14 protein-coding genes are annotated in these 15,261 nt (G+C 69.6%); 5 read left to right on the forward strand and 9 right to left on the reverse strand.

All coding sequences use genetic code 11. The features are described 5' to 3' along the window. Nucleotides 1-71 precede the first annotated feature (71 nt). The 4 genes from coaD to DYE07_RS12655 are packed head-to-tail and all read right to left on the reverse strand — an operon-like array spanning nucleotide 72 to nucleotide 4,873. Nucleotides 72-557, reverse strand: coding sequence for a pantetheine-phosphate adenylyltransferase (gene coaD / locus DYE07_RS12640; RefSeq protein WP_006943276.1), 486 nt, complete (start codon nucleotides 555-557; stop codon nucleotides 72-74). After that, the gene (gene rsmD, locus DYE07_RS12645; RefSeq protein WP_006943265.1) at nucleotides 554-1,225 is read right to left on the reverse strand and encodes a 16S rRNA (guanine(966)-N(2))-methyltransferase RsmD; all 672 of its coding nucleotides are present in this window, start codon (nucleotides 1,223-1,225) and stop codon (nucleotides 554-556) included. The genes coaD and rsmD overlap by 4 nt, the downstream gene beginning before the upstream one ends. Continuing rightward, nucleotides 1,225-3,414, reverse strand: a complete 2,190-nt coding sequence (locus tag DYE07_RS12650; RefSeq protein WP_115297206.1) for an ATP-dependent DNA helicase RecG — start codon at nucleotides 3,412-3,414, stop codon at nucleotides 1,225-1,227. Before DYE07_RS12650 ends, rsmD begins: the two co-directional genes overlap by 1 nt. Further along, entirely contained in the window at nucleotides 3,407-4,873 is a 1,467-nt protein-coding gene (locus DYE07_RS12655) for a DAK2 domain-containing protein (protein ID WP_115297207.1), read from the reverse strand. Before DYE07_RS12655 ends, DYE07_RS12650 begins: the two co-directional genes overlap by 8 nt. Before the next feature lie 409 nt (nucleotides 4,874-5,282). Here DYE07_RS12655 and rpmB point away from each other — a divergent pair, with 409 nt between their 5' ends. After that, complete coding sequence (rpmB, locus tag DYE07_RS12660) at nucleotides 5,283-5,477, forward strand: 50S ribosomal protein L28 (RefSeq protein ID WP_006943284.1); 195 nt, start codon at nucleotides 5,283-5,285, stop codon at nucleotides 5,475-5,477. Nucleotides 5,478-5,629: 152 nt separating this feature from the next. Here the strand turns inward: rpmB and DYE07_RS12665 are convergent, their stop codons facing one another. The 3 genes from DYE07_RS12665 to DYE07_RS12675 all read right to left on the reverse strand — a co-directional run bounded on the left by DYE07_RS12665 (nucleotide 5,630) and on the right by DYE07_RS12675 (nucleotide 9,214). Then, nucleotides 5,630-6,019: a hypothetical protein gene (locus tag DYE07_RS12665; RefSeq protein WP_231729491.1), complete on the reverse strand. Its 390-nt coding sequence runs from the start codon at nucleotides 6,017-6,019 to the stop codon at nucleotides 5,630-5,632. 12 nt (nucleotides 6,020-6,031) lie between these two features. Beyond that, entirely contained in the window at nucleotides 6,032-7,711 is a 1,680-nt protein-coding gene (locus DYE07_RS12670) for a sodium:solute symporter family protein (protein ID WP_074045547.1), read from the reverse strand. Nucleotides 7,712-7,963: 252 nt separating this feature from the next. Beyond that, on the reverse strand, nucleotides 7,964-9,214 hold the full coding sequence (locus DYE07_RS12675) for a thiamine-phosphate kinase (RefSeq protein ID WP_083607197.1): 1,251 nt from the start codon (nucleotides 9,212-9,214) through the stop codon (nucleotides 7,964-7,966). Nucleotides 9,215-9,417: 203 nt separating this feature from the next. On the opposite strand from DYE07_RS12675, the gene DYE07_RS12680 reads away from it, so the two are divergent. Both DYE07_RS12680 and DYE07_RS12685 read left to right on the forward strand, forming a co-directional pair. Continuing rightward, nucleotides 9,418-10,488, forward strand: coding sequence for an ISL3 family transposase (locus DYE07_RS12680; RefSeq protein ID WP_074045546.1), 1,071 nt, complete (start codon nucleotides 9,418-9,420; stop codon nucleotides 10,486-10,488). A gap of 240 nt (nucleotides 10,489-10,728) precedes the next feature. Beyond that, nucleotides 10,729-11,307, forward strand: coding sequence for a hypothetical protein (locus DYE07_RS12685; RefSeq protein ID WP_074045545.1), 579 nt, complete (start codon nucleotides 10,729-10,731; stop codon nucleotides 11,305-11,307). An 87-nt stretch (nucleotides 11,308-11,394) separates the two neighbouring features. Here the strand turns inward: DYE07_RS12685 and DYE07_RS12690 are convergent, their stop codons facing one another. Further along, on the reverse strand, nucleotides 11,395-11,577 hold the full coding sequence (locus DYE07_RS12690; protein WP_074045544.1) for a hypothetical protein: 183 nt from the start codon (nucleotides 11,575-11,577) through the stop codon (nucleotides 11,395-11,397). A gap of 733 nt (nucleotides 11,578-12,310) precedes the next feature. Here DYE07_RS12690 and DYE07_RS12695 point away from each other — a divergent pair. Then, nucleotides 12,311-12,769, forward strand: a complete 459-nt coding sequence (locus DYE07_RS12695; protein ID WP_006947505.1) for a DUF3515 family protein — start codon at nucleotides 12,311-12,313, stop codon at nucleotides 12,767-12,769. A gap of 117 nt (nucleotides 12,770-12,886) precedes the next feature. Here DYE07_RS12695 and DYE07_RS12700 read toward each other — a convergent pair whose 3' ends face one another. Then, on the reverse strand, nucleotides 12,887-14,008 hold the full coding sequence (locus DYE07_RS12700; protein ID WP_074045542.1) for a D-alanine--D-alanine ligase family protein: 1,122 nt from the start codon (nucleotides 14,006-14,008) through the stop codon (nucleotides 12,887-12,889). Between the two features lie 79 nt (nucleotides 14,009-14,087). On the opposite strand from DYE07_RS12700, the gene DYE07_RS12705 reads away from it, so the two are divergent. Next, nucleotides 14,088-15,203 carry a trans-sulfuration enzyme family protein gene (locus tag DYE07_RS12705; RefSeq protein ID WP_170957148.1) on the forward strand — a complete coding sequence of 372 codons (1,116 nt, stop codon included), beginning with the start codon at nucleotides 14,088-14,090 and terminating at the stop codon, nucleotides 15,201-15,203. The last annotated feature ends 58 nt before the right edge of the window (nucleotides 15,204-15,261 follow it).

A 15,261-nucleotide genomic window follows, 5' to 3' on the forward strand; every position in this document is an offset into this window, starting at 1 on the left:
TAGGCCGACGTGCAAGTCTACGCCGCGGGCGCGCACTCTCCCAAATCCCAGAATGTGCGGGCCTGCGCAGGTCAACGCGACGCGCCGACACGCTCGAGCAGCGGGCCGATGACGGGCTCCGGAACCATGCCCGTGACGTCGCCGCCGAGGCCCGCGACCTGCTTGATGAGCGAGCTCGACAGGTGATCCATGCCCGGGTTTCCGGGGATGAACACCGTCTCGAGACCCGATAGCGCGCGGTTCATCGTCGCCATCGGGGTCTCGTAGCTGAAGTCGGTCTCCCCGCGGAGCCCCTTGACGACGAGCGGTGCGCCCAGCTCACGGCACACGTCGACGAGCAGCGTGTTGGCGTAGGCCGCGGCACGGACGTTGTCGAGATGCGCGACCGAGCGCTCGATGAGGTCGACGCGCTCGTCGGCGCTGAATGTCCCCTGCTTGTCGGGGTTGTGCAGCACCGTGACGACGACGTCGTCGAACAGCGCCGCGCACCGCTCGATGACGTCGAGGTGTCCCAGCGTCAGCGGGTCGAACGAGCCGGGGCAGACGCACGTCGTCATGATGTGACCTTCGCGATGTCCTCGGGCGTACCGGTGACGACGATCTCGGGCACGACCTGATCGAGCGTCGCGACGACGGCCTCGACGTCGTCGGGCTCGGGCGCGTCGTCCTGGGCGAGCTCGGCGAACCACATCGTCGTCTCCCCGTAGACGCGCGGCTCCCAGGCCTCCAGGCGCGGGTGCCACGTCGGCTGCGGCGAACGCGACGAGCGTTCGACGACGACGAGAGCGCGCTCGGCGAGCCACTCCCGCTCGACGAGCAGGTCGATGGCCTGCCGCAGCTGCTCCTCGCTCACGCTGTACGGCGGGTCCATGAGCACGAGCGCGGCCTTGACGCTCGGCGGGCCCTCGAGAAACTTCTCGACGGCCTGCGTCACGACACGCACCGGCGAGAACCCGAGGTTGCGCACGTTCGTGCGGATGACGGTCGCGACGCGGCGGTCGACCTCGACGAATGTCGCGGACGCGGCGCCGCGGCTGAACGCCTCCAGCCCGAGCGCGCCGGAGCCCGCGTACAGGTCGAGCACGTCCGCGCCGAGCATCGCACCGAGATGCTCCAGCCGGGAGAACAGCGCCTCACGGACGCGGTCGGACGTCGGGCGGGTGCCCGCTCCGGGGGGCGTGTCGAGCCTGCGGCCACCGGCGGAGCCGGCAATGATGCGCGTCATCAGCTTCTTTCCAGAAATTCGGCCTGCGACGCGTCCACGCGGGCATGCGCGGCCTGCGCCAGCAGGGGATGCTCGGTCAGAGACGGATCCGCTTCGACGATGGCGGCGGCCTCGGTGCGCGCGGCCTCGATGACGGCGAGATCGGACGCCTTCGTCAGCTCCAACCAGTCGAGAGACGATCGCCGTCCGCTCTGCGCGGCGCCGAGCACGTCTCCTTCCCGTCTCAAGTCTAGATCCAGATCGGCGATGGCGAATCCGTCGTTGGTCTCCGCGACGCGCCGCAGACGCTCGAGCGTGTCGGGGTTCTCGTTGCGTGTCACGAGCAGGCACAGCCCGCCGTGCTCGCCTCGCCCGACGCGTCCGCGCAGCTGGTGCAGCTGCGACAGGCCGAACCGGTCCGCGTCGACGATGACGATCATCGACGCGTTCGGCACGTCGACGCCCACCTCGATGACGGTCGTCGCGACGAGAACGTCGACCTCGCCGGCGCCGAAGCGGCGCATGACGTCGTCCTTCTCCTCGGCGGGCAGCCGGCCGTGCATGAGATGTATCCGCAGCCCAGCGAGCGCAGGCAGGCGGCGCATCTCGTCGATGAGGTCGACGACGCCGATGGGGCGCGCCGCGGCATCGCCCTCCCCGGCGCCATGAGCGTCGGGCCCGTCGACGAGGCCCGGCGCGACGGGCTCGCTGCCGTCACCGATGCGTCCGGCGACGACGTAGACCTGACGCCCGGCGCCGCACTCCTCCGCGATGCGCTCCCACACCCGGTTCATCCACGACGCGACGTGCGTCGGCACGACGTGCGAGACGATCGGCGCACGCCCACGCGGCAGCTGACGCAGCGTCGAGACGTCGAGGTCGCCGAACGCCGTCATCGCGACGGTGCGCGGGATCGGCGTGGCCGTCATGACGAGCACGTGCGGCGGGCGGTGCGCCTTCGAGCTGAGCGCCGCGCGCTGCTCGACGCCGAATCGGTGCTGCTCGTCGACGACGACGAGACCGAGGTCGGCGAACTCGACGTGCTTCTGCAGCAGCGCGTGCGTGCCGATGACGATGCCCGCCTCGCCCGAGACGATGTCGAGCAGCGCCTGCGTGCGCGCCGAGGCCGGCATCGAGCCGGTGAGCAGCGTGACGCGGGTGCCGTCGTCCGCGCCCCCGAGGCGTCCGCGTTCGGCGAGCGGGCCGAGCATCGCGCGCATCGAGGCGGCGTGCTGGGCAGCGAGCACCTCCGTCGGCGCGAGCAGTGCGGCCTGCGCGCCCGAGTCGACGACGGCGAGCATGGCGCGCAACGCGACGAGCGTCTTGCCCGAACCGACCTCACCCTGCAGCAAGCGGTGCATCGCGACAGGCTCGGCGAGATCGCGCGCGATCTGCTCCCCCACCTCGCGCTGGCCCTCGGTGAGCTCGAACGGCAACGTCGCATCGAAGCGTTCGAGCAGACCGCCGGGCTTCGCAACGCGCGGTGTCGACGGCTCGGAGCGCGCCTCGTGGCGCCGCTGGGCCAGCACGATCTGGGTGGTGAACGCCTCGTCGAACCGCAGCCGCTCACGCCCCGCCTGGACGTCGGCCATGCTCGCCGGCAGGTGCAGACCGCGGTAGGCGCGGGTCGTCGTGACGAGACCGTGACGCGCGCGCAGCGGCTCGTCGAGGGGGTCGGGAATCTCGCCGAGCGCGTCGAGGACGGTGCTGATCGACAGGGTGAGGTTGAGGTTTGTGATCTTCTCGACCTGCTTGTAGACCGGCACGAGGCTGCCCGGATACACGCTCATGTCGGCGTCGTCCATCAGCGTGTACTGCGGGTGCGACAGCTGAAGCTGCTTGTTGAACAGGCCGAGCTGGCCGCTGAACAGCGCGCGTTTGCCCGGGCGCAGGACGTTGTAGTGAGGCTGCGCACTGAAGAACGTGACGGCGGCGCGGCGGCCCTCGTCGTCGACGATGACGGCGTTCGCCATCGAACCCTTGCGCGTCTGCATGCGTCGTTGCGTCATCGTCTCGACGCGGGCGGTGAGCACGACGTGCTCGCCGAGTTCGAACTCGCCGAACGTGCTGCCTGCGTGCGCGTCGATGTAGCGGCGCGGGAAGTAGTCGAGCAGGTCGCGCACCGTCACGAGGTCACGCGCCTTCGCGAGCTTCTTCGCGCCGGATCCGAGGACGGCGAGCAGTGGCGACTCGAGCGTCACCTCACCCATGGGTCACCTCCATGAGGACGAGCGAACCGGCATCGAGACGCATGACGTCGATGCTGCCGCCGTCACCGACGCGCGTGCGAGCGAGCGACAGGAACTTCTGCGCGGCACTTTCGTCGGCGCCGGGCGCGAGGCACACGAGCACCGCCTCGGCGCCGGGGAGATGCAGACGGGCCAGGTCGCGCGCGGCCCGCCACGAGTCGGCCCGCAGGAATTCGACGTCGTCACCGGGGTCGTCGTCCTCCCGGACGGCCGCTTGCTCGCCCTCCCAGTCACCGAACGGCGAGGCTGCATCGTCGAGTCGTTCGAGCAGCGCGAGGAGGTTGCTCGAGCGCGCGCCGTCACCGGCGTCGACGTCCGCGAGAACGTCACCGGCTGCGTGGCCCCACGGCGCTCCCGGCTCCCGCGAATCGCGCGTCTGCGCACCGAGGGCGAGCGCGTAGGCGCGCACCGCCTCGTCGCGCGCGGCGACGAGCAGGGGTTCACACCCCGGCAGCGGGCCGTCGAAATGCGTCATCGTGACGGCGCTGATCGTCGCGCGCTCACGCATGACGGAAACGGCCGTCAAGGGCTCGTCCGTGTGCAGGTGGACGCGATGCAGCCGTTCCTCGCCCGCGACGACAACCGAGTCGCCCCACCGCGCAAGCCCGTCACCCAGCGCCGAGGCGCCCTCGTCGTCGAGGCCCTCGGCGACGCACACGACCTCGAAGGCCGGGCCACCCGCGGCGACGTGACAGCCCGCGTCCTCCTCCAACGACGTCGTCCGACGCGCGTCGAGCCACGAGCGGGTGTTCGTCCGGGGCAGGCCCCCCGCACCCGAGGCGACGCGGTCGAGGGCATCGAGGACGAGCAGCAGACCCGCACCCCCGGCGTCGACGACGCGCGAACGAACGAGCGCCTCCAACTGTGCGGGCGTCGCGTCCAACGCCTCCTGCGCAGCCTGGTGTGCCGCCCGCGCCACCTCGGCGGCATCGGCCTCGCGTCCTGCGCCCGCGGCCTCGTCGACGCATCGACGGGCGGCGAGGGCCGCGGCCTGCGCGACCGACAGGATCGTGCCCTCCACCGGTTCGCCCACCGCGCCGCGGGCGCAGGCCGAGGCGGACCCGAGCGCCTCCGCGAGGCCCGGACCGTCGAGGCCGACCTCGAGGACGGCGGGATCGGCCAGCAGCACGCGGACGAAACCGCGCACGTATTCGGAGAGGATGACGCCGGAGTTGCCCTGCGCCGCCCGCGTCATGCCGGTGACGAACGCCTTGGTGCGCCCACGCGGCGCGTCGTCCGAACCGGTCTGTGAGAGTGCGACGAAGCCCGCTTCGAGGCTGGCGCGCATGTTGGTGCCGGTGTCGCCGTCGGGCACGGGAAAGACGTTGAGCGCGTTGAGCGTCGACTCCGCCGACGACAGTTCGACGCGTGCGGAGACGAGGGCGCGGGCAAGGTCACGCGCACTCAGGCATTGCGTCATGCACCCTCCTGCCTCTCGCTCCGGCGACCGCCGCGGGCGTCTCCCGCGAGACGTGAATCGTCATCGCGGCATGTCACGAGTACCTTGGCACACGGGTCTGACAACCTCGGCAGGACGGGGTGAAAAGCCGTCCGCGCCACTCGGGCGGACGCCCCACGCACGGCGAACCGGCGACGCTCGGGCGGCTCCCCATGCGGCGCGCCGCGCTCGACCGGCCGGCCTCCAAGCACCCGACCGCGGCGCCGTTTTGATCCCACCCGCTGCCTCCGGCTATGCTGTGCAGGTTGCCCCCATGACATCACGCGCATCATCTCGACGCTGCGGATCGATGGGGGCGAGCGAGACCGTCAGGTCTTGCGCGAAGCAACCGAAGGGCATCCGCCCGAACACATCGACTTCAGGAGAAACCGTGGCTGCCACCTGCGACGTCTGCGGCAAGGGACCGGGCTTCGGTCACAACATCTCGCACTCCAACCGCCGCACGAAGCGTCGTTGGAACCCGAACATCCAGCGCGTTCGCGCCCTGGTCGGCGAGGCTGGCGTGACCCCGAAGCGTCTCAACGTCTGCACCTCCTGCCTCAAGGCAGGCAAGGTCAAGCGCTGATCTCGGCACTTGTTCGAAAAACCCGGCTTCGGCCGGGTTTTTTGTTGCCTGCTCGACGCCCGCGAATCGACGAATCCCCGGCCTCCTCGAAGGAGACCGGGGATTCGTCGAACCAGGCCACGCGGAAGCGCTCAGACCCCCGCGCGAGGCGTTCAGTGCGCGGTGGGCTTGCCCTGACGCTCGGCGGCGGCCTTGTCGGCCTCCAGCTCGCGCTCGTCGACGACGATGGGGCGCGTCACGGCCCACGCGATGAGCGCGGCGCCGATGACGATGAGGCCGATGCCCGTCCACAGGTTGAGGTTGACGCCGTCGGCCTTCGCCTTGTCGGCGGTGCTCGTCGTGAAGCTCGTGACGAGCAGGATGAGGCCGTAGAGCGCCATCAGCAGCCCGATGATGTTGCGGATGTCGAACAGGCCGGCGCCGTGACGGGCCGAGTTGCCGGCCTTGGTCGTCGTCACCTCGTCCGCGCCGTCACGCCCGGTGTGCACGGCGTCGTCACGCCCGCGCGGGGCGTCGTGCGCGTCGTTGATCGGTGTACTCATGATCGATGCCCCTTAGTGGAAGACGACGTTGAGGATGATGACGAGCAGCAGCGACAGGCCCGCGAGCTTCGTCGGCGACTTGAAGAACGACGTGTTCGTGTCTTCCTCGAAGTCCTCCTTCGGCGTCTCGCTGTAGACGAGACCGCGCAGGCTCTCCGCCGGTTTCGGCTGCGTCATGAGACTGACGATGACGCTTACGACGATGTCGACGACGAACGCCGTACCGGCCGCGACGAACGACGCGCCCTGACCACCGATGTGGATGACGTCCTGCGACAGATCGCCGAGCGCGTTCTCCGACAGGATGGCGACGACGAGCGCGCCGACCGTACCGGAGACGAGGCCGGCCCAGCCGGCCGTCGGCGTCATGCGCTTCCAGAACATGCCGAGGATGAACGTCGCGAACAGCGGCGCGTTGAAGAAGCCGAACAGCGTCTGCAGGTAGTCCATCGCGTTCGAGTAGCTTCGCGCCAGGAGGGACGTGCCGATCGCGATGATCGTCGCGACGACTGTCATGATGCGGCCGATCTTGATGTAGTACGCGTCGTCACGATCCTTGACGACGTACTCCTGCCAGATGTCGTAGCTGAACACCGTGTTGAACGCCGAGATGTTCGCGGCCATGCCGGCCATGAACGCGGCGAGCATGCCCGCGATGGCCACACCGAGAAGACCGTTCGGCAGCAGGTCGCTCATGAGGTACAGCAGGGAGTTGTTGTAGTCCGGGTTGCCGCCGCTGGCCTTCGCCTTCGCGATCTCCGGCACGAGCGCGCCGGCGATGATGCCCGGGATGATGATGATGAACGGGATGAACATCTTCGGGAACGTGCCGATGATCGGCGCGCGACGCGCGGAGTTCATGTCCTTCGAGGCCATGACGCGCTGCACCTCGACGAAGTTCGTCGTCCAGTAACCGAACGACAGCACGAAGCCGAGACCGAAGACGATGCCGATGACGGACCACACCGAATCGGTGAAGCCGGTCAGCGAGTTGCCCGGCCACGACGACAGCTCGCCGTCCGTGCCCGCGGCCTTCATCTTGGCCTGCAGCCCGTCCCAACCGCCGACCTTGTGCAGGGCGGCGAGCGTCAACGGCAGCAGCGCCGCCACGATGACGAAGAACTGCAGCACCTCGTTGTAGATCGCGGCCGAGAGGCCACCGAGGGTGATGTAGCTGAGGACGATGACAGCGGCGACGATCGTCGAGACCGTCATGTCCCAGCCGAGCAGCATGTTGACGATCTTGGCGAGCAGGAACAGGTTGACGCCGGCGATGAGCACCTGCGCGAGCGCGAACGAGATCGCGTTGACGAGGTGGGCGCCCGTGCCGAAGCGACGCTTCATGAACTCAGGCACCGAGCGCACGCCCGAGCCATAGTAGAACGGCATCATGACGATGGCGAGGAACAACATCGCCGGGATCGCGCCGATCCAGTAGTAGTGGAACGTTGGCATGCCCATCTTGGCGCCCGACGCGGACATGCCCATGATCTCCACCGCACCGAGGTTCGCGGAGATGAAGGCGAGGCCGGTGACCCAGGCGGGCAGGGATCGGCCGGACATGAAGAAGTCGATGCTGGAGCTCACCTGTCGGCGGGCCAACAGGCCGATGCCGAGCACGAACACGAAGTACAACGCGATGAGCACGTAGTCGACCGGCCCTGCGTCGAGGCGCAGAGCTGAGGAATCCATAGGCAGCAAGGCTGGCTCCCGGACAGTCGTGGAGGAAAGTGACCCCCGACGGTAACGCCAGACTCGCACCGCGCGCCATGGTGAAGGGGCTCACACTCGGAATCGAGACCCGTTTGCAATGTTCGGCGCCGCGCCCGGGTGGCGTCTCGCGGCTACGGCACGCGCGCTGCGCCGGCGCTGAGGTGCTGGAGCGGCATGGGGCCCTCGACCCGGACGGCCGGCGCACGGCGCCCGCGTGACGAGCCAACGCCGTCAGTCGGACGACGGGGGGCGCGCCCGTTCGTAGTGCGACCAGCCGCGTTCGACGACGTCGACGCTGTCGAGCGTCACCGCGGCCCGCCGGCCGGACGTGCTTGCTGCGGGTGCGACGACGCGACCGATGACGTGCCAGCCCGGCGGCACCGCGTCGGCGTCGCAGGTGCCGAGCAGCGCGTGCTCCTCGCCGCTCGCGAGGACGCAGTCGAGCGCTCGATTCCCCAGCAGCGGCCGCAGCGGCGCCGCCATGCGTTCCAGCGCGGCGCGATCGAGTTCGATGCCGACGCCGGACGCCGCGGCCAGACGCGCCGCGTCCCGCCCCAACCCGTCGGAGACGTCCATCGCGACGCCGATCCCCGCGCTCACGGCCTCGTCGCCTGCATAACGCGGCCGGGGTGCGCGATGGAACGTCACACACTCGCGTGCGACGGCTTCGGCCGCCCCGTTCGCGGCTGCGGGGGGCCCTGCACCCACGGCTGCGCGGGACGCGGCCTCGCCGTCTGTGGGGGGCGCTTGGCGATCGTCTGCGCATGTGCGGAGCGCTTGGTTCGCGTCTGCGTCTGCGTAGGGAAATTCGTCAGCGACGGACGGGCCGGGATCACGACGGGCCGTCGCCCCCGCATCTCGTGGCGGCCAGGCCACCTCGCCGCTGAGAACGAGCAGACCGGCTTGCGAGCGTCCCAGCCGGTCGGAGACCACGACCACCTGGCCGGGCCGGGCGGCGGAGCGTGTCAGCGCCGGCGCGCCGGGGGCGAGTTCGCCGAGCGCGGTGACGGTGATGACGGCGGTGCCTGCGGGCGCGCCCGACAGGTCGCCGCCGAGGGATCCGCAACCCGCGCGACGCAGTTCGTCAGCCATGCCGTCGGTGAGCTCGACGAGCCAGTCGACACGCGTGCGCTCCTCCGTCGCGAGCGCCACGACGACGCCGGTGGGCCGCGCGCCCATCGCGACGACGTCGGCGAGGTTCTGGGCGATCACCTTGACCCCGACGTCGTGGGCGCTCGACCAGTCGTCGCGCCAGTCGAGATCGAGCACCATCGAGTCGGTCGTGACGACGGTACGGCCCGTCGCGAGGGGCAGGACGGCCGCGTCGTCACCGGGCCCGATCTCGGCGTCGGCCGCCGCGAGGTGGGGGGTGATCGCCGCGAGCACGCAGGCCTCCCCGACGTCGGCGACGGTCGCCGCGTCGCCGCCGACCCGCGGTGTCCAGGTCGGTCTGAGCCACGAGGGGGTCGCGAGGTCGGTCACCACGCCATTCAATCAGCCGCTGCATCCTGACGACGGCGCGAGCACCCCGCGCAGCACATGGAGATCTTCGAAGCTGAAACCGGCTCTTCACAGATGAGGGTGTAGCGCGTAGTCAAGGATCGAACGGCGTGGCGCTGCCCGGGTAGGCGTCGAGGCCTTCCGATGATGGAAGTTCTCACACTGCCCATCTGGAAGACCTCGACGTGCCTGACGCTACCTTCACCGACCCTGACCTGACCATGTTCTGCCGCTTGAATGAGCTCGGCCTTGAGGCCACCGGTCAGCGCCTCGAGCCCGCCGGTGCGGTCCTGGCCTGTCGAGTCGTCGAACCCGACCGCTGGTGCCGACGCTGTGGCTGTGAAGGAACCGCGCGCGGCACGGTTGTCCGCCGGCTGGCCCACGAGCCGTTGGGGTGGCGTCCGACGACGTTGAAGGTCACGGTCCGCCGCTACCGGTGCACCGGCTGCGGCCACGTCTGGCGGCACACACGCAAAGGCGACAAATACGTGACCGCGATCATCGACCTGACCCCGATCCGCGACCGCAGCGGCCCAGCACGACTGCTGGACATGGTCGAGGGCCGCTCCAAGCGAGTCTTCAAGGAGTGGCTCGCCGCTCGCCCTCAGGCATGGCGTGAGGCCATCGAAGTCGTCGCGATGGATGGCTTCACCGGGTTCAAGAGCGCCACCGCCGAGGAACTGCCCGACGCGGCTGCGGTGATGGATCCCTTCCACGTCGTGCGCCTTGCCGGTGATGCCCTCGACCAGTGCCGACGCCGAGTCCAGCAGGAACTGCACGGGCACCGCGGCCGCAAAGACGACCCGCTCTACCGTGCGCGTAGAACGTTGCACACCGGCGCGGGCCTGCTCACCGACAAGCAGCAGACCCGCCTGCAGGAGCTGTTCGTGCTCGAGGAGCACGTGCCCGTCGAGGCGACCTGGGGGATCTACCAGCGGATGATCGCGGCCTACCGCGAGAAGGACCGATCCCTCGGCCGCGCGGCGATGGAGGCGCTCATCGAAGCCGTCAGCCAAGACGTCCCCGCCGGGCTGGACGAGTTGCGCAAGCTCGGTCGGACCCTGAAGGCTCGCGCCACCGACGTGCTGACCTACTTCGAGCGGCCTGGCACCAGCAATGGCCCCACAGAGGCGATCAACGGACGCCTGGAGCACCTGCGCGGCTCGGCCCTGGGCTTCCGCAACCTGACCAACTACATCGCCAGATCCCTGCTCGAGTCCGGCGGATTCAGACCTCAACTACACCCTCATCTGTGAAGAGCCAGTCATCATTCGGCGATGGGTCGTCTTGCCTGGGATAGCACAGGCCCCCTATGCTGCCTAACGTAAAGACCTACTCAATCCTTTACTAGACGGGGGAATTTCATGACTGAGCGCAGCGGGGCCTTAGACCGACGGACCATTGCAAAGGGGGCCGCTTGGGCGGTACCCGCCGTTACTATCGCAGCAGCTGCACCCAGCTTGGCGGCGTCTGTCCCGGTCCGTAAGGACCCAGGCGTGAACGGGTGGGTCGCAAACACGGCAAGGTCCAGCGGCAGCTGCAGGTGGACGCTCGAAGTCGACTCAACGGCGACCGGCGCCACCCCCGACGGCGCACCCTACGGCCTTTACCTCTACGACATCACCCCGGAGTCGACCGTGGCCGACGCGGCCCTGATCTACTGGATCATCGGAAAGCAGAGCGCCACCTGGGCGAACCTGAGTGGTCACTCCACCTGCTGGTCCGGCCCCACCCGCGGTGTGGCGCAGACGAAGTCGGACGGCTTGGACTACACGCCTTACACGTGGAAATACACCTGCCCGATCCTCGCCGCCGACGTCAAATCCGACGGCCGCCTGTATTTGGGTGGCTTCCATGTCCGTGCGTCCTTCACGCAGAGCCAGGACTACTGCAACGACGTCACCTACTGGACCCAACGCTCAGTCATAGTCGATCCTGACGGCGCCGGCTCACAAGCCGCGCAAACATTGACCTTCGAGCGACGCAACGGTACCCGAGGCCCGGCGACCAGCGCCCAGATCGGCGCGCGCTCGCGCTCGGCAACAGTCTCCGGCGAGAGTGCTCAGTTGACCTGAGTCGCAACCCCGAATGACAAGACAGCCCCCCTTGGCCACCTCGTAAGAGGCGAGCGAAGGGGGCTGTTGGTGCAGCACCGGATGGAATCAGGCGGTGTCGTCGTCGGGCTCACCCGGGTCGGCCGGCGGGAGCGGGGCGGGCAGCGCAGACCCGTCGATCTTGAGCCGCATGAGCCATGACGCGAGGACGGTCAGGGCGGTCTTGCCGACGGACACGCCGAGCACGAGCCACGACTCGCCGGCGGTGAGGGTGGCATCAGGCAACCACATGGCCAGGGCGGTGCCGACGGCGATGAGGACGTCAATGGCGAGGCCTTGCAGGAGGGTGCGGGCGGCGCGGTTCTTCGCGTCAGCCTTGAGTGCGCGGGTGGGTCATGATGCTCCGATCGATCGGGTCAGTCGCAGCCCGGCCCACGCGAGGACCAGACAGCCGGACAAGATGAGGCCCAGGCAGCGGGCGAGGACGCTGGGCTGGGTGCGGTAGATGTGGTCAGCGACGGCGTGGCCGATGGTGGTCACGGCAGCTTGAACTTTCCCGCGAGCACGCCACGGTTGAGGTAGCGCTGGAGTGCACGGATCGAGTTGGGGCCGAAGTCGCCGTCAGCAGGGGACTTGACGATCCGCTGGAGGGCGCGGCTGGTGGGAACTGCTGCACGGAGAGGTGACAGTCGGTAGTCACGCAGCCTGATCGGCTCGTGTGGTCATGGTGGGCGCGGCTCCGCCCTGGGCTTCCGCAACCTGACCAACTACATCGCCAGATCCCTGCTCGAGTCCGGCGGCTTCAGACCCCAGCTGCACCCTCATTTGTGAAGAGCTCTGAAACCCCGTCAGGCAGGATCGCAGCTCGCAAGCACGCTCCCGGGAGCTGAAACTCTGTTAGGCGGGATCGCAGCTCCCAAGCATCTTGGGTCCCCCGATCAGCCCCGGGCGCCGGTGCGAGTTGGATGGTTGCGGGCCGGGCAGGCGCGGGGTGGGCAGACGAGGGTTGGATAGCCTATGGGTCATGTCAGCACGCGTCGCTCTCACTCTCGCTGGTGCCGCAACGCTGGCGCTCACCGCATGCGGTGACTCGCCCGTCGCTGCGAAGCCTGCTGCGCAGGCGTCATCGTCCGAGTGCGCGGCTGTCGCGAAATCGTGGCCGAAGACGGTCTCGGGGCTCGATTCCTACCCCGACTCGGCCGACTCGCCGACCGTCCACGCCTGGGGCAAGAACGCTGACGACGTCCTCATCGCGCGCTGCGGCGTCACCTCACCCGGCCCGACGAGCGACGCCTGCTTCTCCGCGAACGACGTCGACTGGGTGCAGATCCCGGTCTCGGGCGGCACGCGGTACGTCACCTACGGTCGTGAGCCGGCGATCGAGGTGCTCGTCCCGTCGTCGGCGAACCTCGACGGCACGCTGCTCGCCGCGTTCGCCCCCGCGGCGAAGAAGATCGCTCAGGGTCCACACCGCTGTTCCTGACAGGCGGCGCCGATTCGGTTCGGCTCCGGTTCACCCCCGACCCGGCCATCGTCGCCGCGTCACCACCCACAAGCCCCCCGGACTCCCCCAGGGGACCCCGCGGACGCGGGGCTGCCGTCAGCGCAGACCGGTCTTGCGCTCGCGCGCCAACTCGATCAGGTCGGTGATGAGGTCGGTGTAGTCGAGGCCGCTCTCGCGCCACACGGCCGGGAACATCGACACGGGCGTGAAGCCGGGCAGGGTGTTGATCTCGTTGAGGAAGAGCGTGCCGTCGGCGGTGTAGAACCAGTCGACGCGCGCGAGGCCCTCGCAGCCGGCGGCGTCGAACGCCTTGATCGACAGCTCCTTGATGCGCGCGGTGTCCTCGGCGCTGACATCGGCGGGGCACGCGAGGCGCAGCCCGTCGTCGTTGAGATACTTGGCCTCGAAGTCGTAGAAGGCGTGCTCGCCGATCTCCTCGATCTCACCGAGTTCGGACGCGCGCGGCAGGTCGCTGCCGTGGCCTTCGAGCACACCGCATTCGACCTCGCGGCCCACGATGCCGGCCTCGATGACAACCTTCGGGTCGCTCTCGCGCGCCAGTTCGATGGCGGCCTCGAGCTGGTCGCGCGAATCGACCTTCGAGATGCCGACCGACGAACCCGCGCGTGCCGGTTTGACGAAGACGGGGTAGCGCAGCGGTGTGAGGCTGGCCATCGCGGCGTCCTTGTCGCGGCGCCACTGCTTGTCGGTGATGACGACGTAGGGGCCGACGGGCAGCCCGGCGGCCTCGAACACGATCTTCATCATGTGCTTGTCCATCATGACGGCCGACGCCGTGACGCCCGAGCCGACGTAGCGCAGGTCGGCGAGTTCGAGCAGGCCCTGCAGGGTGCCGTCCTCACCGAACGGCCCGTGCAGCAGCGGCAGGACGACGTCGACGGACGTCAGTGCCTGCGGGGTCTGCCCCGCATCGAGCACGAGGATGTCGTGCTGGTCGGGCGACGGCGCGATGACGACCTCGCGGCCGGCGTCGTTCGTCACCTCCGGCAGCTTCTTGCCCTGGATCGCGAGCGCCGACGGGTCGTCGGGCATGAGCACCCACTGGCCGGCCTTGCTGATGCCGATCGGCACGACGTCGTAGCGCTCACGGTCGATCGCGGCGAGAACGCCGGCGGCGGTGGCGCACGAGATGGCGTGCTCGGAGGAGCGCCCACCGAAGACGACGGCGACGCGGGTGCGGGGCTGCGAAGTGCTCATCGCGGCCAACAATAGCGCCCGCGCGGTCAGTCGCCGGACGCCACGGCGCGCGGTGGCGCCGCCGTGCCAGGGTGTTCGCATGGTTGCGCACGCCGATCGTCCCGCCCGCCCGCTCGCTGCTGCGACGCGCCTCGTCGGCGGTGGACGCCCTGCCCGCGCGCCGGGCGCGAGCGTCAGCCCGGAGCTCACGCTCACCTCGACCTACGTGGCCGGCGCCGACCTCAACTACGCGCGGGTCGGCAACCCGACGTGGAGCGCGTTCGAGACGACCCTTGCCTCCCTCGAAGGTGACGCCTCGACGACCGCGCTCGCCTTTGCCAGCGGCATGGGCGCCATCTCGGCCGCGCTGTCCCTCCTGCCGCACGGCGGCGGCCGTGTCATCGCGCCGCGACACTTCTACAACGGCACCTCCGCCGTCCTCGACACCTGGCACGAGGCCGGCCGCGCGCACCTCACGCGCGTCGACCTCGCCGACGACGGCGCCCTCGACGCCGCCCTAGCTGCCGGGTGCGATCTCGTCTGGGTCGAGTCGCCGAGCAACCCGATGCTCGAGACGTGCGACGTCGCCGCCGTGACGCGCCGCGCCCACGCGGCGGGCGCGCTCGTCGTCGAGGACAACACGTTCAACACGCCGCTCGGGCGCCGCCCCCTCGACGACGGCGTCGACGTCGTCGTGCATTCGGTGACGAAGTACCTCGCGGGCCACAGCGACGTCCTGCTGGGCGCGGCGGTGACGAACGACGCCGACCTCGCCGCGCGGCTGCTCACAGCACGCACGCTGGGCGGCGCCATCCCCGGCCCGCAGGAGACGTGGCTCGCGCTGCGAGGCATGCGGACGCTGCACCTGCGCTGGGAGCGCGCCTGCGCGAACGCGGCGACGCTCGCTGCGAGATTGCGCGAGCACGACGACGTCGCGCGCGTGCGCCACCCGGGAACGGGCGCAATGATCGCGCTCGAACTGCGCGGTGACGCAGACGCCGCACGCGCCGTCGAACAGCTCGTCGAGGTGTGGTTGCCCGCCACGAGCCTCGGTGGCGTCGAGTCGATGCTGGAGCGCCGCCGTCGACATGCGCTCGAACCGGCCAGTGTTCCGGAGAACCTGCTGCGTCTGTCGGTCGGGGTCGAGGACGTCGAGGATCTGTGGACGGACCTCGACGACGCCCTGCGCCGGGCGCACGCCGCGTCAGCCGACTGACCCGGTCACACGACTGCCCCGCCCAGGCTGCCCCGGCCGACGCCCGAAACAACGGGCG

Source organism: Dermacoccus nishinomiyaensis, assembly GCF_900447535.1.
Classification (GTDB): domain Bacteria; phylum Actinomycetota; class Actinomycetes; order Actinomycetales; family Dermatophilaceae; genus Dermacoccus; species Dermacoccus nishinomiyaensis.

Excerpts from the sequence above, each read along its gene's own strand:
- coaD (WP_006943276.1), bottom strand. The coding sequence starts at position 557 with ATGACGACGTGCGTCTGCCCCGGCTCGTTCGACCCGCTGACGCTGGGA.
- rsmD (WP_006943265.1), bottom strand. The coding sequence starts at position 1,225 with ATGACGCGCATCATTGCCGGCTCCGCCGGTGGCCGCAGGCTCGACACG.
- DYE07_RS12650 (WP_115297206.1), bottom strand. The coding sequence starts at position 3,414 with ATGGGTGAGGTGACGCTCGAGTCGCCACTGCTCGCCGTCCTCGGATCC.
- DYE07_RS12655 (WP_115297207.1), bottom strand. The coding sequence starts at position 4,873 with ATGACGCAATGCCTGAGTGCGCGTGACCTTGCCCGCGCCCTCGTCTCC.
- DYE07_RS12665 (WP_231729491.1), bottom strand. The coding sequence starts at position 6,019 with ATGAGTACACCGATCAACGACGCGCACGACGCCCCGCGCGGGCGTGAC.
- DYE07_RS12670 (WP_074045547.1), bottom strand. The coding sequence starts at position 7,711 with ATGGATTCCTCAGCTCTGCGCCTCGACGCAGGGCCGGTCGACTACGTG.
- DYE07_RS12690 (WP_074045544.1), bottom strand. The coding sequence starts at position 11,577 with ATGTGGTTGCCTGATGCCACCCTCACCGCCGGCGAGTCGTGGCTCGTG.
- DYE07_RS12695 (WP_006947505.1), top strand. The coding sequence starts at position 12,311 with ATGTCAGCACGCGTCGCTCTCACTCTCGCTGGTGCCGCAACGCTGGCG.
- DYE07_RS12700 (WP_074045542.1), bottom strand. The coding sequence starts at position 14,008 with ATGAGCACTTCGCAGCCCCGCACCCGCGTCGCCGTCGTCTTCGGTGGG.
- DYE07_RS12705 (WP_170957148.1), top strand. The coding sequence starts at position 14,088 with ATGGTTGCGCACGCCGATCGTCCCGCCCGCCCGCTCGCTGCTGCGACG.